The following is an 18,931-nucleotide window of genomic DNA, read 5'->3' as shown; positions in this document are numbered from 1 at the left end:
ACTGCAGGGGGGACCCTGTGGGAGAGTAGGACGCCGCCGAACTCCTTTTATAGTTAAGCCCCGTGCCCTTGTGGCACGGGGCTTTTCTGCGTTCCGGGGCTTTCTCGGTACCCCTGTGTACCCGCCGGCCACCCCTGAGGGTAGGGTCAGGGGGCATCATTGGCACGTTCTTCACAGGAGGCCCCCGGGTGGAGGTCCAGGAGACCCGCGTTCAGACGAACCGGGTACTCACCATCCCCAACATCCTCAGCATGGCTCGCCTCGTCGGCGTGCCTGTCTTCCTGTGGCTGATTCTCCGTCCTGAGTTCGGCGGGCCCAAGAGCGACGGCTGGGCGCTGCTGGTGCTGATGTTCAGCGGCGTCAGCGACTACCTTGATGGAAAGCTCGCGCGTCGTTGGAACCAGATCAGCAGCCTCGGACGGCTGCTCGACCCGGCCGCCGACCGTCTTTACATCCTTTCGACCCTTGTCGGACTGACCTGGCGGGAGATCCTCCCGCTCTGGCTCACCGCAGCTCTTCTCGCTCGCGAGCTCATGCTTCTCGTGATGGTGGGAATCCTGCGCCGTCACGGCTATCCACCGCCCCAGGTGAACTTCCTGGGCAAGGCGGCCACGTTCAATCTGATGTACGCGTTTCCCTTGTTGCTGCTCAGCGACGGAGGTGGTTGGCTGGCATCACTGGCCACTGTTTTCGGCTGGGCGTTCGCAGTATGGGGTACAACGCTCTACTGGTGGGCAGGGATCCTCTACGTGGTTCAGGTCCGCCGGCTTGTCAAGGCGGATGCAGTAGCCGATTGAGCCTGTTGATGCGGTGCCGCGCAGCGTGGCCGGCCCGCGGCTGATGACACAGATGCTGCCCTGACGGGCGAAGTCGGCTAGACCGTCGTCTCTTCGAGGAGGACGTTTCCGACATGAAGGCCGTCGTGATGGCAGGTGGTGAAGGCACTCGCCTTCGCCCCATGACCTCAAGCATGCCCAAGCCGCTCCTGCCCGTAGCCAATCGGCCGATCATGGAGCATGTGCTTCGGCTGCTGAAGAGGCACGGGCTCAATGAGACGGTGGTGACCGTCCAGTTTCTCGCGTCTCTGGTGAAGAACTACTTCGGAGACGGCGAAGAGCTCGGGATGGAGCTCACTTATGCCAACGAGGAGAAACCGCTCGGCACCGCGGGCAGCGTGAAGAACGCCGAAGAGGCACTGAAGGACGACACCTTCCTTGTCATTTCCGGCGACGCGCTCACCGACTTCGACCTCACCGACCTCATCGCCTTCCACAAGGAAAAGGGCGGCCTGGTCACGGTCTGTCTCACCCGGGTCCCGAACCCCCTGGAATTCGGGATCACGATCGTGGACGAAGCGGGCCAGGTCGAGCGGTTCCTGGAGAAGCCCACCTGGGGGCAGGTCTTCTCGGACACCGTCAACACGGGCATCTACGTGATGGAGCCCGAGGTCTTCAACTACGTCGAGGCCGATGTCTCCGTGGACTGGTCCGGAGACGTCTTCCCACAGCTCATGAAGGAAGGCAAGCCCATCTACGGCTATGTCGCCGAGGGCTACTGGGAGGACGTGGGGACGCACGAGAGCTACGTCAAGGCCCAGGCCGACGTCCTCGAGCGCAAGGTCGACGTGGAGATCGACGGCTTCGAGATCTCGCCCGGTGTATGGGTGGCCGAAGGCGCCGAGGTACATCCCGACGCGGTACTCCGGGGGCCCCTGTACATCGGCGACTACGCCAAGGTCGAGGCCGGCGTCGAGATCCGGGAACACACGGTCATCGGGTCGAACGTCGTCGTGAAGAGCGGGGCGTTCCTGCACAAGGCCGTGGTGCACGACAACGTGTACATCGGCGATCACAGCAATCTGCGTGGCTGCGTGATCGGCAAGAACACCGACATCATGCGTGCCGCACGCATCGAGGACGGCGCCGTCATCGGCGATGAATGCCTCGTCGGCGAAGAATCGATCATTCAGGGCAACGTCCGCGTCTACCCCTTCAAGACCATTGAGGCCGGCGCCTTCGTCAACACCTCGGTGATCTGGGAGTCGCGCGGACAGGCCCACCTCTTCGGGGCGCGCGGTGTCTCCGGGATCCTGAACGTCGAGATCACGCCGGAACTGGCCGTCAGGCTGGCCGGTGCGTACGCCACGACCCTGAAGAAGGGCGCAACGGTCACCACCGCACGTGACCACTCCCGTGGTGCCCGAGCGCTGAAACGTGCGGTGATCTCCGCGCTCCAGGCCAGCGCCATCGATGTCCGCGACCTCGAGAACGTACCGCTGCCCGTCGCGCGCCAGCAGACCGCACGCGGCAGTGCCGGCGGCATCATGATCAGGACGTCGCCGGGTGTCCCCGACTCCGTCGACATCATGTTCTTCGACGCCAGCGGTGCGGACCTCTCCCAGGCGCAGCAGCGGAAGCTGGACCGCGTCTACGCCCGGCAGGAATACCGTCGGGCCTTCCCCGGGGAGATCGGGGACCTGCATTTCCCGTCCAGTGTGTTCGACTCGTACACCGGATCGCTGCTGCGGAACGTGGACACCGCCGGAATCGCCGACGCCGGGCTGAAGGTCGTCGTCGACGCCTCCAACGGCAGCGCGGGACTTGTTCTGCCCAGCCTGCTGGGACGGCTCGGTGTGGACGCGCTGACCATCAACCCCGGCCTGGACGAATCACGTCCGACCGAGTCCGCCGAGACCCGGCGGTCCGGACTGGTGCGACTCGGCGAGATCGTCTCCTCGGCGAGGGCGGCCTTCGGCGTCCGGTTCGACCCGGTCGGTGAACGGCTCTCCCTGGTCGACGAGCGGGGGCGGATCATTGAGGACGACCGGGCCCTGCTGGTCATGCTCGACCTCGTCGCCGCCGAGCGGCGCAGCGGGCGGGTGGCGCTGCCGGTGACCACCACCCGCGTCGCCGAGCAGGTGGCCGCGTACCACGGCACCCAGGTCGAGTGGACGACGACATCGCCCGACGACCTGACCCGGGTCGGACGCGAGGAAGGAACCATCTTCGGTGGAGACGGGCGCGGCGGCTTCATCGTTCCGGAATTCAGCAGCGTCTTCGACGGCTCGGCCGCGTTCGTACGGCTGATCGGGCTGGTGGCGAGGACGCAGCTCACACTCAGCCAGATCGATGCGCGCATTCCGCGTGCCCATGTCCTGCGCCGTGATCTGGCCACCCCGTGGGCCGTCAAGGGGCTGGTGATGCGCCGGGTCGTCGAGGCCGCCGGAGACCGCGATGTCGATACGACGGACGGTGTGCGGGTCGTCGAGGCGGACGGACGCTGGGTGATGGTGCTGCCGGACCGGGCGGAAGCGGTCACCCATCTGTGGGCGGAAGGGCCGGACGACGCCTCGGCACAGGCCCTCCTGGACGAGTGGGCGGCGATCGTCGACAGCGCGGGCAACTGAGGCGCCCGGCCACCGCGGCGGCGGAGAGTCGCCGCCGCGGTGGCCGGACGGTCCGGGGTTCCCGCGGTGGGCCGGACCGCACCGGCCGGCGGCTCCCGGCGCATCGGTGGGGCCATTCGGCGGTAGCTGCTTCGACGTGCGACGATGTGCGGCATGTCGCAGCAGCCCCCCGATCGGAGTACGGCCTCGCCGCCCGCGCGCCCCGACGCGTCCATGTCGCTGCTGACCAATGTGATGGACCACAGCCTGGACGACGGGTACGCCGAGGCATCGGCTCGTCGCGAGGCCGACGGCCGGGCCGGTATGCCCCGCACCCTCAAGGCGAAGCTGGGCTTCGCGGCGTGCCTGGTGCTGGCCGCGCTCGTTGTCACTCTGGGCGCCGCGCAGGCACGGGTGGCGGCACCGGTCCTCGCCAAGGAACGCGAGGAACTGATCGACCGGATCGACTCGGAGACCGCCGCGACCGACACGCTTGAGGCACAGGTCGAGAAGGTCCGCGACGATGTCGGCAGGCGTCAGCGCAAGGCTCTGGAGAAGCACGGTGGGGACCAGACGGAGCTGGTGGCTCTGCTCTCCGGCGCGACGCCCGTGTACGGGCCCGGCGTGAAGCTGGTCGTCGACGACGCGAAGAACACCGACCAGGGCGGCGGCGGACCGCGTGAGACCAGCGGCTTCTCCGACACCGGACGGGTCAGGGACCGGGACCTGCAACGGGTCGTCAACGGCCTCTGGCAGTCCGGTGCGGAAGCGATCGCCATCAACGGGCAGCGTCTGACCGCCCTGTCGGCGATCCGCGCCGCGGGCGACGCCATACTGGTCGACAACAAACCGCTCGTGCCGCCGTACTCGGTGCTCGCGGTGGGGGACGGGAAGAAGCTCAGCGCTGCCTTCCGCAGCAGTGCCGACGGACAGTATCTGCAAGCGCTGAAGGACACCTTCGACATCAGGACCAGCATCTCCGTCCAGGAGAAGGTGAATCTCCCGGCCGCCCCGAGCCTGATCGTACGGACAGCAGAGCCTTATAAGGCCGCAGACACCGGCAGTGGTGCGGCAGAAACAGGGAAGGGCACATCGTGATCGCCGTACTGGGCCTCGTCGTGGGAGTCGTGGTCGGACTGTTGGTCCGGCCCGAAGTGCCGGCGGTGGTCGAGCCCTATCTGCCGATCGCCGTCGTGGCCGCCCTCGATGCCGTCTTCGGCGGCCTGCGGGCCATGCTCGACGGCATCTTCGTCGACAAGGTCTTCGTGGTCTCGTTCCTCTCGAACGTGGTCGTGGCCGCCCTGATCGTCTTCCTGGGGGACAAGCTGGGCGTCGGTGCCCAGCTCTCCACCGGTGTGGTGGTCGTCCTCGGCATCCGGATCTTCTCGAACGCCGCCGCCATCCGCCGGCACGTCTTCCGGGCCTGAGGCCGATGAGCAACGACGAAGAATTCACCGGCGACCGGGAACACCCCGGGGAGCAGCCCGTGGACGCTCCCAAGGAGCTCACCGGACGCCAGCGGCTGATCGCCGGGCTGTGGCCGCCACGGGTCACCCGCGCCCAACTCATTGTCGCGGTGCTGCTGTTCGTCCTCGGTCTGGGGCTTGCCATCCAGGTGCGGTCCAACAGCGACAACAGCGCCCTGCGCGGCGCGCGCCAGGAGGACCTGGTCCGCATCCTCGACGAGGTGGACGACCGTTCACAGCGCCTGGAGGACGAGAAGCAGCGCCTTGAGGACCAGCGCACGGAGCTGGAGAACAGTTCCGACCAGGCGGAGGAAGCACGCAAGCAGACAGTCGAGAAGGAACGCCAACTCGGCATCCTCGCGGGCACCGTGGCCGCGCACGGACCCGGGATCACCCTCACGATCAACGACCCGGGCGGCGCGGTGGAGGCCGACAAGCTCCTCGACGCGCTTCAGGAGCTCCGGGCGGCCGGCGCCGAGGCGATCGAGGTCAACGGCGTGCGGGTGGTGGCCAATACATACTTCTCCGGTGACGGTGGCGCCATCAAGGTCGACGGGCGGAAGATTTCGGCTCCGTACGTGTTCAAGGTCATCGGCAAGCCGCAGGATCTGGAGCCGGCGCTGAACATCCCGGGCGGCGTGGTGCAGACGCTGGAGAAGGAGCAGGCCACCGTACATGTGTCGCAGGCTGACGACATTGTCGTGGACGCCTTGCGACCGGCGGAGCGGCCTGACTACGCTCGGTCGTCCGCCCAGTGAACCCGGGACGCGTGGGCGTCGGGGGACACGGGCAGAAGGTTGCGGGGGGTCGCCGCATCGTAATCGGGGCGCGTGGTGGAAACTGTCGAGTGGATACGGACGTTGTGAGGATGTCCGGGTCGGCAGGTGTGTTCATTCAGGGTTCGTCCTGCCCCACGGGCGGGTCTGTTTCGGTCAAGGGGAATCGCCCGTGAAGTTGTTTGGGAAGTTGTTCGGCAAGAGTGCACGCGACGAGGCTGCCCGCCATCGCGCGCCGCGCCATGGTCAAGCCGACGAGCAGGGCTCAGAGCGCCCGCTCTTCCGCGATGAGGTGGCAGGTTCGGGGGGTGACAATTCGGGCGCGTCGTCTGTTGACCCTGCCGGTCCCGGCCGCATAGGTTTCGGAGAACCTTCAACCTCAAGTACGGGTGGAGGGTTCACCCCGAGGCAGGAGGGCTCGTCCATGCCGGTCTGTACGAGGTGCGGCCACCGCAATGCCGAAGCCAGTCGTTTCTGCTCCAACTGCGGCGCGCCGCTGAGGGGCGGAATTCCCGAGCGTGCCTCGGAGACGACGTCGACCATCTCCATCTCGGGTCTTGAGGCCTACGAGGCGGAGGCGACCGGTCAGTCGTCCGCGCCGTCGCTCTCGCCCGAGGCGCAGGCCGCTGTGGACGCCCTGCCGCTCGGCTCGGCGCTCCTGGTGGTGCGGCGTGGTCCGAATTCGGGCAGCCGGTTCCTGCTGGACAGCGAGCTGACCACGGCCGGCCGCCACCCGCAGAGCGATATCTTCCTCGACGACGTGACGGTCTCGCGCCGTCACGTGGAGTTCCGCCGGAGTCCCGACGGCAGCTTCACGGTCGGGGACGTGGGCAGCCTCAACGGCACGTACGTCAATCGTGAGCGCATCGACTCCGTCGCGCTGTCCAACGGCGACGAAGTGCAGATCGGCAAGTACCGGCTGGTCTTCTACGCGAGCCAGCGGGCCATCTGACCCCGTCAGGGAAGGTCCATGCTGAGAACACCGACGGGCGGTGCCGGAAACGGCACCGCCACCGCCGACGACCGTCCGATGAGCATCGGCACGGTGCTCCTGCAACTGCGGGACGAGTTTCCCGAAGTCACCATCTCCAAGATCCGCTTCCTGGAGGCGGAGGGACTGGTCGAACCGCAGCGGACGCCCTCCGGCTACCGCAAGTTCCGGCCCGGCGACGTCGAGCGGCTCGCCCAGGTGCTGCGGATGCAGCGGGACCACTATCTTCCGCTGAAGGTCATCCGCGAGCACCTGGACGCCGTCGCCCGGGGCGAGCGGGTGGCCCTGCCGGCCCCGGACGGCGAGCGGGACCTCACCGACGGCAGCTGGACCGGTGGGACGGGCCGGGCCACGGCCGCCCGCATCGGCCGGGCCGAGCTTCTCGCTGCCGCAGAGGTCACCGAGAGCGACCTCGACGCGTGGGAGTCCTACGGTCTGGTCGTTCCGACGGCCGACGGCGGATACGACGCCGAGATGGTCACCGTCGCCAGGCTTGTGGCGGATCTGGGCCGATTCGGTCTGGAACCGCGGCATCTGCGCGCCATGCGGGCGGCCGCCGACCGGGAGGCCGGACTCATCGAACAGGTCGTCGCACCACTGCGCCGGCACCGGAATCCGCAGACCAGAGCCCATGCCGAGGCCACTGCGAAGGAGCTCGCGGAGCTCTCTGTACGGCTGCACTCGGCCCTCGTACAGACCGCGCTCCAGATCAGGCTCCATTGATCCTCGTGGGCCCCGACTACCCAAACCTGCCGAGCACGTCCTAGGGTTGCTGTGTGAACGAGCTCGACGTTGTGGGTGTCCGGGTGGAAATGCCCTCCAACCAACCGATCGTGCTCCTGCGTGAAGTGGGAGGCGACCGGTACCTCCCTATTTGGATCGGTCCTGGTGAGGCGACCGCGATCGCCTTCGCTCAGCAGGGCATGGCTCCGGCCAGGCCGCTGACCCATGACCTCTTCAAGGATGTGCTCGAGGCCGTGGGCCAGGAGCTCACCCAGGTCCGGATCACGGACCTGCGAGAAGGGGTCTTCTACGCGGAGCTGGTCTTCGCGAGCGGAGTCGAGGTGAGCGCGCGGCCGTCCGACGCCATAGCGCTCGCCCTGCGCACCGGCACGCCGATCTACGGCAGTGACGGGGTGCTCGACGACGCGGGAATCGCGATTCCCGACGAGCAGGAGGACGAGGTGGAGAAGTTCCGGGAGTTCCTCGATCAGATCTCGCCGGAGGACTTCGGCACGAACAGCCAGTGACGTCCCGAGGGGGCGCCGCCAGCGCATCCGACAAGCCTTTCCCGGTCGCGAGTCACGGGAAACCACCCTCAGGGTGATTATCACTCGGCGTGCCGAGTGTGGCGATCGTTGACGCACCCCGGGTGACTGCCTACCTTCGAGTGGGCAGGTCAAGGACGGAGGTCGGCGTGAGCAGCAGCGGCGACGGGGCGGCAGTGGATGGGCCGTATCCGCAGCAGGGGAGTACAGCCGACCAGACCATCAGGCAACCGGCAGCGCCGGCTGCGGTGGCGGGGGACGGCGTGGCATCGGCCAAGGACATCGGCTATCGCGGGCCGACGGCATGCGCGGCGGCGGGGATCACCTACCGCCAGCTCGACTACTGGGCTCGCACGGGCCTCGTCGAACCGAGCGTCCGTCCCGCATACGGATCGGGCACACAGCGGCTCTACAGCTTCCGGGACGTCGTCCTGCTGAAGATCGTGAAGCGCTTCCTCGACACCGGGGTGGCCCTCCAGAACATCCGCACCACGGTCCAGCACCTACGGGCCCGCGGTTTCCAGGACCTCGAACGCATGACGCTGATGAGCGACGGCGCGACCGTCTACGAGTGCTCCTCGCCCGCCGAGGTCGTGGAGCTGCTCCAAGGGGGCCAGGGCGTCTTCGGTATCGCCGTGGGAGTGGTCTGGCGGGACGTCGACGCCGCGCTGTCACAGCTGCACGGGGAGCGGGTGGACACCGGCGAGACGCTGATCGGGAACAATCCCGCCGACGAGCTCGCCCGACGGCGCAACCGGGCCGGCTGAGCCGGTGCGAGCCCGGCCGGGCCCGGGAATTCCCGGGCCCGCGGGCGGTTGCCGCCCGGCGATTGTCAGTGCCGTAGGGCAGCATCGACTGATGTGAGAGCCGCGCCGACCATCCTGCATCTGGACATGGATGCCTTCTACGCCTCTGCGGAGCAGGCGGCGAAGCCGAGTCTGCGTGGCAAACCCGTGGTGGTGGGCGGGCTGGGGCCCCGCGGGGTCGTCGCCACCGCCTCGTACGAGGCACGGCGTTTCGGAGTCCACTCGGCCATGCCGATGGCGCAGGCCAGGCGGCTCGCGCCGAACGCGGCCTATCTGGTGCCGCGCTTCGCGCTGTACCGGACCGTGAGCGATCAGGTCATGGAGCTGCTGGGCCGGCTGTCGCCGCTGGTGGAGCCATTGAGCCTGGACGAGGCCTTCGTCGACCTGGAGGCCGGCGGCACCGCGGACGACACGGCTTCCGCGCTGGCGATCGGTGAGCAGTTGCGGGAGGCGATCGAGGCGGTCACCGGGCTCAGCGGCTCCGTGGGCCTCGCGGGCTCCAAGATGCTGGCCAAGATCGCCTCGGAGGAGGCGAAGCCCGACGGGATCCTGCTCATAGCGCCGGGCACCGAGCGGGATCTGCTCGCGCCCATGCCGGTCCGCACGCTGCCCGGGGTCGGGCCGGCCACCGCGGACCATCTGCGGCGCGCCGGGATGACCACGGTGAGCGACCTGGCCGAGGCGGGCGAGGCGGAGCTCGTACGGCTGCTGGGCAAGGCGCACGGCGTCTCGCTGCACCGGATGGCGTCCGGCCAGGACGACCGGCCGGTCGTCGCCGAGCGCGACGCGAAATCGGTCTCGGTCGAGGACACCTTCGACACGGACCTGCACGACCGGGTCCGGGTGAGGAGCGAGGTGGAGCGGCTCGCGGACCGGTGCGTCCAGCGGCTGCGGGCGGCGGAGCGCTCGGGCCGGACCGTGGTGCTGAAGGTGCGGCGGTACGACTTCTCGACCCTGACCCGGTCCGAGACGCTGCGTGGCCCCACCGACGACCCCACGGTGGTCAGGGAGGCCGCAGCGCGGCTCCTGGAGGCCGTGGACACCACCGGGGGAGTGCGGCTGCTCGGAGTGGGCGTCACCGGGCTCGCCGACTACACCCAGGAGGACCTGTTCGCGCAGGCGGCCGGCGAGCGCACCGCCGCCGCGCTCGCCGCCGTCGGCCCCGCCGACAGCGCGGGGGGCGCAGTGGATGCCGGTACGGGCGGCCGGCGGCCGGAGCCCGATGAGCCGGAGCAGGAGAGCGCCGAGCAGCTCGCCGCCCGCCGCTGGCCGGCCGGACACGACGTACGGCACGACGTCCACGGCCACGGCTGGGTGCAGGGCAGCGGCGTCGGCCGGGTGACAGTGCGCTTCGAGGAGCCGGAATCGGCGCCCGGCCGGGTGCGTACGTTCCGTATCGACGATCCGGAACTCCAGCCGGCCGATCCGCTGCCGCTCGTGCGGGACCCGGCCGACTACTCTTCCTGGCCGGCCAGCCTGCCGAAGTCCCGGTCCGGGCCGGTCTCCTCGGGCAGGGAGTCCAGACCGTAGTGCCGGTAGAGCTGGAGTTCCTGTTCCGGCGAGAGATGCCGGCCGACGCCGAAGTCGGGTGCGTCCTTGATCAGTGCGCGGTCGAAGGGGACACGCAGTGTGTCCTCGACGAATTCGCTGGGTTCCAGCGGGACGAAGGCGTCGCGGCTGAACAGTCCGGTGCGTACGGCCGCCCACTCCGGCACACCGGTCGCGTCGTCGAGGTACACCTCGTCCACGGTTCCGATCTTGGTGCCCTCGCGGTCGAACGCCTTGCGGCCGATCAGGCTGCGCGGATCGATGTCGGTCTGCACGGTCCCTCCCACTGGTCGCGGCTACTCCACAGGAACCACAGAAGTGCAGATCCACGGGGTTGGCCACTCGAGAATTGCGCCGGGGACCCCGCTGGTAGGCTGAGAGCGGCTGCTTACCCCGTGCGGGAGAGTCCTCCGGAACGAATCCGGAGGCGCCGAAGGAGCAAATCCTCCCCGGAATCTCTCAGGCCCCCGTACCGCACGGACGAGGTCACTCTGGAAAGCAGGGCGGGTTCCGCACGGCCGTGTGCCGAGGTGGATCTCTCCCTCACCGACGGTGAAAGCCGGTGCGTGCAGTGGGCACCGGTGAAGCTCTCAGGTTGAGATGACAGAGGGGGAGGCCGTTCGGGCACCCCGCGCCGTGGTGCCCCTCGCAGGTCGTGACAGACCAGGAGGCCTCCACCATGACCCCCCGTCGCACTTCGCTCTCCCAGCTGGAACAGGGAATTCCGTTCGAGCAGCGTCATATCGGTCCCGACGCCGCGGCGCAGGCCAAGATGCTCGCCCAGGTCGGTTACGGCTCGCTCGACGAGCTGACCGCCGCCGCGGTGCCCGACGTCATCCGCAGCGCCGAGGCGCTTCAGCTGCCGGCGGCCCGTACCGAGGCCGAGGTGCTGGCCGAACTGCGTACGCTCGCCGACCGCAACCAGGTCCTGGCCCCGATGATCGGGCTCGGTTACTACGGCACGTTCACCCCGCCGGTGATCCTGCGCAACGTGATGGAGAACCCCGCCTGGTACACGGCCTACACGCCGTACCAGCCGGAGATCTCCCAGGGCCGCCTCGAAGCCCTCCTGAACTTCCAGACGATGGTCGCCGACCTGACCGGGCTGCCCACCTCCGGCGCCTCGCTGCTCGACGAGGGGACCGCCGCCGCCGAGGCGATGGCGCTGGCGCGGCGCGTCGGCAAGGTCAAGAAGGGCGTCTTCCTGGTCGACGAGGACGCACTCCCGCAGACCGTCGCCGTGATCCGGACCCGTGCAGAGCCGACCGGTGTCGAGGTCGTCGTCGCCGACCTCACCGACGGCATCCCGGCCGGGATCGCCGAGGGCGGCGTCTTCGGCGTGCTGCTGCAGTACCCGGGCGCCTCCGGAGCCGTACGCGACCTCAGGCCCGTCATCGAGCAGGCCCACGGGCTCGGCGCGATCGTCACCGTGGCCGCCGATCTGCTGGCGCTCACCCTGCTCACCTCGCCCGGTGAGCTGGGCGCGGACATCGCGGTCGGCACCACACAGCGCTTCGGTGTGCCGATGGGCTTCGGCGGACCGCACGCCGGCTTCATGGCCGTGCGCGAGAAGTTCGCGCGCAGCCTCCCCGGCCGCCTCGTCGGCGTCTCCGTGGACGCGGACGGCAACAAGGCCTACCGGCTGGCCCTCCAGACCCGCGAGCAGCACATCCGCCGCGAGAAGGCCACCAGCAACATCTGCACCGCTCAGGTGCTGCTCGCGGTGATGGCCGGTATGTACGCCGTCTACCACGGCCCGGAGGGGCTGCGGACGATCGCCCGGCGCACCCACCGCTACGCCGCGATCCTCGCCGAGGGCCTGCGCGCCGCCGGTGCCGACGTCGTGACCGGCTCGCACTTCGACACGCTCACCGTCCGGGTGCCCGGCAGGGCCGCCGAGGTCGTCGCCGACGCCCGCGAGCGCGGCGTGAACCTGCGGCTCGTCGACGCCGACCTCGTCTCGCTCGCCTGCGACGAGACCACCACCCGCACGGAGATCGCGTCCGTCTGGGCGGCCTTCGGTGCCACCGGTGACATCGACGCACTGGACGCCACGGCCGCGGAGGCGCTGCCCGAGCAGCTGCTGCGGACCGACTCCGTGCTCACCCACCCGGTCTTCCACCAGCACCGTTCCGAGACCGCGATGCTGCGCTACCTGCGCAGGCTCGCCGACCGCGACTACGCGCTGGACCGCGGCATGATCCCGCTCGGCTCCTGCACGATGAAGCTGAACGCGACGGCCGAGATGGAGTCGATCACCTGGCCCGAGTTCGGCGCGCTGCACCCCTTCGCGCCGGCCGAGCAGGCCCAGGGCTTCCTGACGCTCATCCGTGAGCTGGAGGAGCGTCTCGCCGAGGTCACCGGGTACGACGCGGTCTCCATCCAGCCGAACGCCGGCTCGCAGGGCGAGTTCGCCGGACTGCTGGCCGTCCGGGCGTACCACCGTGCCAACGGCGACGAGGGCCGGACCGTCTGTCTGATCCCGTCCTCCGCACACGGCACCAACGCGGCCAGTGCCGTGATGGCCGGTATGAGGGTCGTCGTGGTGAAGACCGCCGACGACGGTGAGGTCGACATCCAGGACCTCCGCGCCAAGATCGAGCAGCACCGCGACGAGCTCGCCGTGCTCATGATCACCTACCCGTCGACGCACGGTGTCTTCGAGGAGCACGTCGCGGACATCTGCGCCGAGGTGCACGACGCGGGCGGCCAGGTGTACGTCGACGGCGCCAACCTCAACGCGCTGGTCGGTCTCGCCAAGCCGGGCCACTTCGGCGGCGACGTCTCGCACCTGAACCTGCACAAGACCTTCTGCATCCCGCACGGCGGCGGCGGCCCCGGCGTCGGCCCGGTCGGTGTGCGCGCCCACCTGGCGCCGTACCTGCCCAACCACCCGTTGCAGCCCGCCGCCGGTCCGGAGACCGGGGTCGGCCCGATCTCGGCCGCTCCGTGGGGCTCGGCCGGCATCCTGCCGATCTCCTGGGCGTACGTACGCCTGATGGGCGGGGAGGGCCTGAAGCGCGCGACGCAGGTCGCCGTGCTCGCGGCCAACTACGTCGCCAAGCGGCTGGAACCGCACTACCCGATCCTGTACAACGGCCCGGCCGGACTGGTCGCGCACGAGTGCATTGTGGACCTGCGGCCGATCTCCAAGGCGACCGGAGTCAGTATCGACGACGTGGCCAAGCGGCTCATCGACTACGGATTCCACTCGCCGACCATGTCGTTCCCGGTCGCGGGCACGCTGATGATCGAACCGACCGAGAGCGAGGACCTCGCGGAGCTGGACCGCTTCTGCGACACGATGATCGCCATTCGCGGCGAGATCGAGAAGGTGGCCTCCGGCGAGTGGGGCGCGGACGACAACCCGCTGGGCAACGCCCCGCACACGGCGGCCGCGCTGGGCGGCGACTGGGCGCACGGCTACAGCCGTGAGGTGGCGGTCTTCCCGGCCGGAGTCACCGCCGCCGACAAGTACTGGCCGCCGGTGCGCCGGATCGACGGTGCGTTCGGTGACCGCAACCTCGTCTGCTCCTGCCCGCCGCTGGACGAGTACGACAACTGACGGGACCGACGGCACGTACGCTGTCGGGTGAGTCGGAACTGCGTCGGGGCCGGTTCGGAGATCTCTCCGGGCCGGCCCCTGTCCGTACCTGCCGCGGTCAGGCGGCCTTCATCACCCGGCCCGTTCCCAGCGGCCGGTGCGGCGCGATGATCTGCCCGTCCGGGAGCAGCTCACCGGTGTCCTCGAAGAGCAGGACGCCGTTGCACAGCAGGCTCCAGCCCTGTTCGGGATGGTGCGCCACCAGGCGGGCGGCTTCCCGGTCGGCTGAGTCGGCTGTGGGGCAGGGTGGCTGGTGCTGACACATGGCTGGGTTCTTTCGCTGCGTTGAGTTGAGTGTCCTGCGGCTTGAAGCGGTGTTCATGGCCGCCCCCCGTATCGATCGGTCGGTCCCAGTGTTGCCCCACGGGCGCCAATCCGCAGGGATTTCACGGCAGCGCTTCTTCTCCTCTCATGACGCATCACCCAGCCGGACGGTTCAACGCAACTGCCCTGTCAATTCGGGTGGTTCGGGGTGGCCGGATGGGGCTAGTCCGGACGGGGAGCGGATGCGCCCCCGCAGTGCGGTGCCCCGCCACCGGAATCGGCGGCGGGGCACAGCGAAGTGGGGGGCGGCCGGGGCTCAGGCGGGGGAGCCGAGCAGGGGGCCGGGGCCGGGTGTGATGCGGGTGGTGATCACGGGAAGCAGATCGGCGACCCGGTGCGGACGGTGCGCCGCGATGCCCGGTGGGGCGGGAGCCAGCGGTACGAGCAGATCGGCCGGGGCGGGGGATCCGCCGGACGCGTCGGCCTCGGTGTCCTCGTGCAGCCACAGTGCCAGCATGTAGAGCTCAGGAATGGACAGCAGCCTCGGCTGGTAGTGCGTGCTCGCGGCCTCCGCCTGGCGCAGGGCGAGTTCGGTCGAGGCGATGTAGGGGCCCTCGAAGAAGTGCGAGAAGGTCCAGCCGTCGGGGGTGAGCATGGTGTCCGCCGCGGCGACCGCCCGCTCCGCGCCGCGGATCTGGAAGCGCCAGGCGGCGAGCCGGGTGGTGGGTGTGAGGCCGCCCGCTCCGCTGCGGTCCAGCACGTGGACGGGGAGCGGGTGATCGGGGCTCAGCGGCCCCTGGACGGACCGCAGGGCGGGGGTGCGGGCCTCGCGGACCGCGGTGGGTGAGCCGAGCGCCGCGAGTACGCTTCTCAGCGCGGGCGCGGGAGCCGGAGGAACATGCAGCGGCATAGTGGGTCGCCTCTCACTTCGGAGACACGGTGGAGCGTGGGTGGGTGCAGACGGCGCTGTCGGCATGCGGGGCCAGAGGAGGCCGGTGACTGAGCCGGTGCGTCAACTCTCTGCCTCGTCCGCGGAGTTTATACGACACGTGTTCACGCGGTGATTCCACTAGCCGCCACGACTATTGCCGACAAGACGGTATCCGGACTTTATTATGCGGAGATTATGCTGATTCGGTGCGAGCGGCGCAGCCGCCGCCTCGTGTTTTTCCTGTGACGCGGTAGGCCGAAACACGCCGGTGCATTCCGCGAGGGCCGAACGGCGGAAACTGTGCACCGCGTCATGCCGAGTGAATGTGCCACGGGCTGCGGTCATCAGATTAGCGGGTGCGCACCCTCCGCGGGGCGTTATGGATCACCCCGTCTGGGCATTATCGATCGTGACGCGAGCGGCCTGGGCCGCGGGCTGCCCACTCGAGGAGGGACACTTCGATGGGGGAGAAGGTCGTTGCGGGCGCCTTTGACCTGTCCGATCGGCAGAGGTACCGGCGGAAGCTCCACCAGTGCCTGGAGGGACTGGGGAGGCTCCTGGCGGAGCGGAGATTCGACCGTCCGCGCGACCTCATGGGCATGGAGATCGAGCTGAATCTGGCGGGTTCCGACGGCATGCCGAGGATGTTGAATGGACAGGTGCTGGAGCGCATCGCGAGCCGGGATTTCCAGACAGAACTCGGCATGTTCAATCTGGAAGTGAACATTGTTCCCCACCAACTGGCCGGGCGCGTTCTCGACCAGTTGGCCGAAGAGCTGCGGACCGGCCTCGGATATGCCGACCGGAAGGCCGGCGAGGTCGATGCCGGGATCGTGATGATCGGAATACTGCCCACGCTCGGCAGCGGGGACATGGTCCGCGCGAACCTCTCCGACGTGGACCGCTACGCACTGCTGAACGACCAAATGGTGGCGGCGCGCGGCGAGGATTTCTCCCTTGATATCGAAGGTGTGGAGCGCTTGGTCTGCACCTCCGGGTCGATCGCACCTGAGGCGGCCTGCACCTCGGTCCAGCTGCATCTGCAGGTGACCCCGGAACGGTTCGCGGACGTGTGGAACGCCGCGCAGGCCGTTGCCGCGGTCCAGGTGGCCCTGGGAGCCAATTCGCCCTTCCTGTTCGGCCGGGAGCTGTGGCGGGAGTCGCGTCCGCCGCTCTTCCAGCAGGCCACGGACACCAGGCCGCCCGAACTGCAGAACCAGGGGGTGCGTCCCAGGACCTGGTTCGGTGAGCGGTGGATCGGTTCGGCGTACGAACTCTTCGAGGAGAACGTGCGCTACTTTCCCCCGCTCCTGCCCATCTGCGACGAGGAGGACCCGCTGCGGGTCCTCGACGGGGGCGGGGTGCCCCGGCTCCAGGAACTCGTCCTGCACAACGGCACGGTCTACCGCTGGAACCGGCCGGTGTACGGGCTCTCGGACGGCGTCCCCCACCTCCGGGTGGAGAACCGGGTGCTGCCCGCGGGGCCGACCGTCGCCGATGTGATCGCCAACGCCGCGCTCTACTACGGGCTCGTGCGGGCCCTCGCCGAGGAGTCCCGTCCGGTGTGGACCAGAATGCCGTTCGCCGCCGCGGCCGAGAACTTCGACACCGCCTGCCGCCGCGGCATCGACGCCGAGCTGCTCTGGCCCCGGCCCGGCCGCTCCGGCGGGCTGACCCGGGTCCCGGTCGTCAAACTCGTACGCGACGAACTGCTGCCGCTGGCGGCCGCCGGGCTCGACGCGTGGAACATCGAGCCCGCGGACCGCGACCGCTACCTCGGGATCATCGAGGAGCGCTGCAAGCGGCGGACGAACGGGGCGTCCTGGCAGACGGACACCTATCACCGGGCGCGGGACGCCGGACTGGACCGGGAAGCCGCGCTCGCCGCCATGACCCGCCGCTACGGCGAACTGATGCAGGACGGCGAACCCGTGCACAACTGGCCGGTGGGCGTCCCGGGAACATGAGCGGGCGGGCAGGGCCGTGCGGCACGGCCCCTGCCCACCGCGCGGGCCCTACTCCTCGGCGGCGAGGCCGCTCTGCCCGGCGGTCATGACGGCCTGAAGGATCACCGCCTGGATCTCGGCCGGGTCGTTGACCTGGTAACCGCCGCCACCGGTCACCTTGGCTATCTCGTTCACCTCTTCGCGGTCGGCGTCGGGGCCGACCGCGATCGCGAGCAGCGGAACCGGGCGCTCCGGGTCGGCGATCCGTCTCAGTTCCGCGATCAGGGCGCTGCGCGAGATGGAACGGTCGTCCTGGTTCGAGCCGTCGGTGAGGATCACCACGGCGTTGAACTTGCCCTTCACATAGGTGCGCTGCGCCTCCTTGTAGGCGGCCAGCGCGGTGTCGTACAGGCCGGTCGCACCGTCCGGCACGGGCTGGAGGGCCGAGAACGCGGCGGCGAGCTTCTGCCGGTGGGTGCCGCCGCCCTTCTCCTGCTTCCCGAGCCGGCTGGTCGGCACCAGCCGCCGGTAGTCCTTTTCGCCGTCGAGCCCGGTGGCGAACTCCCAGAGTCCGATCTCGTCGTTCGGCGTGAACTGGTTGAGGGCCTCGATCAGGGAAGCCTTGGTGACGTCCATCCGGGACTGGCCGCGGCCCGGCACGATCGTGGCCATCGAGCCCGAGGCGTCGACGACCGTGGTGAGCCGCGCGCTCTGCACGGTGATCGTCCACATCCCGAGCGTTTCCTGAAGCGTGTCGTCGGACGGTGCGGTGGCCGGTGAGGTGGCGTACGGCTGGGGCGACTTGCCGCCCGCCGACGCGACCAGCTGCTCGCCCGCCGTACCGTCGGCGGTCCGGAAGCCGTGCTCCTCCAGCGTGCGCTGCGCGCTCTCCTCGGTCAGCAGGGTCATGAACCGCAGCGCCGCCCGGCTCTCGTCGGTGCTCAGCTTGTTCTCGTTGACCAGCGTGAACGGGTAGTCGAGCAGCGGGGTGCCGTCCGTGGGGTAGAAGAGGTCCAGCTTCCCGTCCCCGGTCGCCTCGGCGTTGTGGGCGAACGCGGCCTGCTCGGAGAGCAGCACCGCCTGGTTGCGGGCGGGGTTGCCCTCCTCGGTGCCCGAGCCGTCCCCGGCCAGGGTCCCGAGCACCTGGGTGTCGCCGTCGGACATCCGCTGGGCGAGGAGTTTTGCGGTGCTCGCGACCCTGGTGTCGCTGTCCCCGCCCTGCTTGTCGGAGGACGCGCCGATGCTGGTGAGCGCCAGCAGGCCGGTGGCGCTGCGCGCCGGGTCGGCGGAGCCCAGCCGTACCTTGTCGGCCTCCATCGCCGAGGCCATCAACTCGGCCCAGGTGTATTTCTTCTTCGGCCAGCCGAGGGTCTTCGCGGCGGAGGGCACCGTGGCCAGGGCCACGGGGGAGGAGGCCACGGAGTCGCCCGGCGTGAGCGGCACGGCGTCGCCCGTCCCCTTGGCGCGGCTCAGCCAGAGATCGGAGTCCGGCAGCCACATCTGGTACTCCGGCGTGTCCGTGCCGGCGGCGAGCGCGTCGGCGACCTTGTACGAGTCACGGGCCACCACCTCCACGTCGAGGCAGTGGCCGTCGGATCTGAGATCGTCCTTGCGCGCCTTGTCGGCGACGGCACGCACGGCCGGAGCGATATCGGGGGAGGCCACCATGGACAGGTGCACCGCGGAGTCGTCGCAGGACTTCGAGAACGACAACAAGCCGCCCTGGGCCGCTACCGCGGTTCCCGCCGCAACGGCGAGAACGAGCGTGGTGGCGATGGCTACGGTTCGACGCCGGTTCGACGGACGGTCCCCGCTTCCGTCCGTCGTGTAGTCGTCGGGCAAGCTGTGACGTCCCATGTCGGTGGTGCCCCTCCTTGAGGATGAACAAGGAAAAGGGGGACCACACCATCGGCAATGGTGCTCGTCCCCCGGCCTGTCGCGCATGA

Annotated in this window: 16 protein-coding genes and 1 riboswitch; of the genes, 12 read left to right on the top strand and 4 right to left on the bottom strand. The window is 69.3% G+C overall.

The window, feature by feature from the left end; translation table 11 throughout:
* The first annotated feature begins 188 nt into the window (after positions 1-188).
* The 10 genes from ACIO3R_RS37115 to ACIO3R_RS37070 all read left to right on the top strand — a co-directional run bounded on the left by ACIO3R_RS37115 (position 189) and on the right by ACIO3R_RS37070 (position 10,222).
* Positions 189-797, top strand: a complete 609-nt coding sequence (locus ACIO3R_RS37115) for a CDP-alcohol phosphatidyltransferase family protein (protein ID WP_362961926.1) — start codon at positions 189-191, stop codon at positions 795-797.
* 113 nt (positions 798-910) lie between these two features.
* A complete protein-coding gene (locus ACIO3R_RS37110; RefSeq protein WP_385041848.1) occupies positions 911-3,406 on the top strand; it encodes a sugar phosphate nucleotidyltransferase in 2,496 nt (831 codons plus the stop codon).
* 153 nt (positions 3,407-3,559) lie between these two features.
* Positions 3,560-4,483: a DUF881 domain-containing protein gene (locus tag ACIO3R_RS37105; RefSeq protein WP_385038648.1), complete on the top strand. Its 924-nt coding sequence runs from the start codon at positions 3,560-3,562 to the stop codon at positions 4,481-4,483.
* Entirely contained in the window at positions 4,480-4,812 is a 333-nt protein-coding gene (locus tag ACIO3R_RS37100; protein ID WP_003970459.1) for a small basic family protein, read from the top strand. The genes ACIO3R_RS37105 and ACIO3R_RS37100 overlap by 4 nt, the downstream gene beginning before the upstream one ends.
* Positions 4,813-4,817: 5 nt before the next feature.
* Positions 4,818-5,609 (top strand): DUF881 domain-containing protein, encoded by a 792-nt coding sequence (locus tag ACIO3R_RS37095; protein ID WP_402111426.1) that lies wholly within the window; start codon positions 4,818-4,820, stop codon positions 5,607-5,609.
* 190 nt (positions 5,610-5,799) lie between these two features.
* Entirely contained in the window at positions 5,800-6,579 is a 780-nt protein-coding gene (locus tag ACIO3R_RS37090) for an FHA domain-containing protein (protein ID WP_363029048.1), read from the top strand.
* An 18-nt stretch (positions 6,580-6,597) separates the two neighbouring features.
* Entirely contained in the window at positions 6,598-7,341 is a 744-nt protein-coding gene (locus tag ACIO3R_RS37085) for a MerR family transcriptional regulator (protein WP_402111424.1), read from the top strand.
* 53 nt (positions 7,342-7,394) lie between these two features.
* Complete coding sequence (locus ACIO3R_RS37080; RefSeq protein WP_031232239.1) at positions 7,395-7,868, top strand: bifunctional nuclease family protein; 474 nt, start codon at positions 7,395-7,397, stop codon at positions 7,866-7,868.
* A 167-nt stretch (positions 7,869-8,035) separates the two neighbouring features.
* Entirely contained in the window at positions 8,036-8,653 is a 618-nt protein-coding gene (locus ACIO3R_RS37075) for a MerR family transcriptional regulator (protein WP_385038659.1), read from the top strand.
* A 93-nt stretch (positions 8,654-8,746) separates the two neighbouring features.
* The gene (locus ACIO3R_RS37070) at positions 8,747-10,222 is read left to right on the top strand and encodes a DNA polymerase IV (RefSeq protein ID WP_402111421.1); all 1,476 of its coding nucleotides are present in this window, start codon (positions 8,747-8,749) and stop codon (positions 10,220-10,222) included.
* Here ACIO3R_RS37070 and ACIO3R_RS37065 read toward each other — a convergent pair.
* Positions 10,147-10,515 (bottom strand): PRC-barrel domain-containing protein, encoded by a 369-nt coding sequence (locus ACIO3R_RS37065; protein ID WP_385354840.1) that lies wholly within the window; start codon positions 10,513-10,515, stop codon positions 10,147-10,149. The genes ACIO3R_RS37070 and ACIO3R_RS37065 overlap by 76 nt on opposite strands.
* Positions 10,516-10,628: 113 nt before the next feature.
* A riboswitch (glycine riboswitch) is annotated at positions 10,629-10,725 on the top strand.
* A gap of 194 nt (positions 10,726-10,919) precedes the next feature.
* On the opposite strand from ACIO3R_RS37065, the gene gcvP reads away from it, so the two are divergent.
* A complete protein-coding gene (gene gcvP, locus ACIO3R_RS37060; RefSeq protein ID WP_385038667.1) occupies positions 10,920-13,805 on the top strand; it encodes an aminomethyl-transferring glycine dehydrogenase in 2,886 nt (961 codons plus the stop codon).
* Positions 13,806-13,902: 97 nt separating this feature from the next.
* On the opposite strand, the gene ACIO3R_RS37055 is transcribed toward gcvP, so the two are convergent.
* Positions 13,903-14,109 carry a DUF5999 family protein gene (locus tag ACIO3R_RS37055; protein ID WP_123528417.1) on the bottom strand — a complete coding sequence of 69 codons (207 nt, stop codon included), beginning with the start codon at positions 14,107-14,109 and terminating at the stop codon, positions 13,903-13,905.
* 315 nt (positions 14,110-14,424) lie between these two features.
* On the bottom strand, positions 14,425-15,018 hold the full coding sequence (locus ACIO3R_RS37050; protein WP_385038671.1) for a hypothetical protein: 594 nt from the start codon (positions 15,016-15,018) through the stop codon (positions 14,425-14,427).
* 482 nt (positions 15,019-15,500) lie between these two features.
* Between ACIO3R_RS37050 and ACIO3R_RS37045 the strand changes: the two genes are divergently transcribed.
* A complete protein-coding gene (locus tag ACIO3R_RS37045; RefSeq protein WP_385038673.1) occupies positions 15,501-17,006 on the top strand; it encodes a glutamate-cysteine ligase family protein in 1,506 nt (501 codons plus the stop codon).
* 48 nt (positions 17,007-17,054) lie between these two features.
* Here ACIO3R_RS37045 and ACIO3R_RS37040 read toward each other — a convergent pair whose 3' ends face one another.
* Positions 17,055-18,842 carry a substrate-binding and VWA domain-containing protein gene (locus tag ACIO3R_RS37040; RefSeq protein WP_385038676.1) on the bottom strand — a complete coding sequence of 596 codons (1,788 nt, stop codon included), beginning with the start codon at positions 18,840-18,842 and terminating at the stop codon, positions 17,055-17,057.
* Positions 18,843-18,931 lie beyond the last annotated feature (89 nt).

This window comes from Streptomyces sp. NPDC087428 (assembly GCF_044744085.1).
Taxonomy (GTDB): domain Bacteria; phylum Actinomycetota; class Actinomycetes; order Streptomycetales; family Streptomycetaceae; genus Streptomyces.
Note: the sequence above shows the minus strand (reverse complement) of the source record. Positions and strands in the feature narration are given on the sequence as shown.

Bases quoted from the DNA above. Each gene is read 5' to 3' on its own strand.
- ACIO3R_RS37110 (WP_385041848.1), top strand. From the start codon at position 911: ATGAAGGCCGTCGTGATGGCAGGTGGTGAAGGCACTCGCCTTCGCCCC.
- ACIO3R_RS37105 (WP_385038648.1), top strand. From the start codon at position 3,560: ATGTCGCAGCAGCCCCCCGATCGGAGTACGGCCTCGCCGCCCGCGCGC.
- ACIO3R_RS37095 (WP_402111426.1), top strand. From the start codon at position 4,818: ATGAGCAACGACGAAGAATTCACCGGCGACCGGGAACACCCCGGGGAG.
- ACIO3R_RS37085 (WP_402111424.1), top strand. From the start codon at position 6,598: ATGCTGAGAACACCGACGGGCGGTGCCGGAAACGGCACCGCCACCGCC.
- gcvP (WP_385038667.1), top strand. From the start codon at position 10,920: ATGACCCCCCGTCGCACTTCGCTCTCCCAGCTGGAACAGGGAATTCCG.
- ACIO3R_RS37055 (WP_123528417.1), bottom strand. From the start codon at position 14,109: ATGTGTCAGCACCAGCCACCCTGCCCCACAGCCGACTCAGCCGACCGG.
- ACIO3R_RS37050 (WP_385038671.1), bottom strand. From the start codon at position 15,018: ATGCCGCTGCATGTTCCTCCGGCTCCCGCGCCCGCGCTGAGAAGCGTA.
- ACIO3R_RS37045 (WP_385038673.1), top strand. From the start codon at position 15,501: ATGGGGGAGAAGGTCGTTGCGGGCGCCTTTGACCTGTCCGATCGGCAG.
- ACIO3R_RS37040 (WP_385038676.1), bottom strand. From the start codon at position 18,842: ATGGGACGTCACAGCTTGCCCGACGACTACACGACGGACGGAAGCGGG.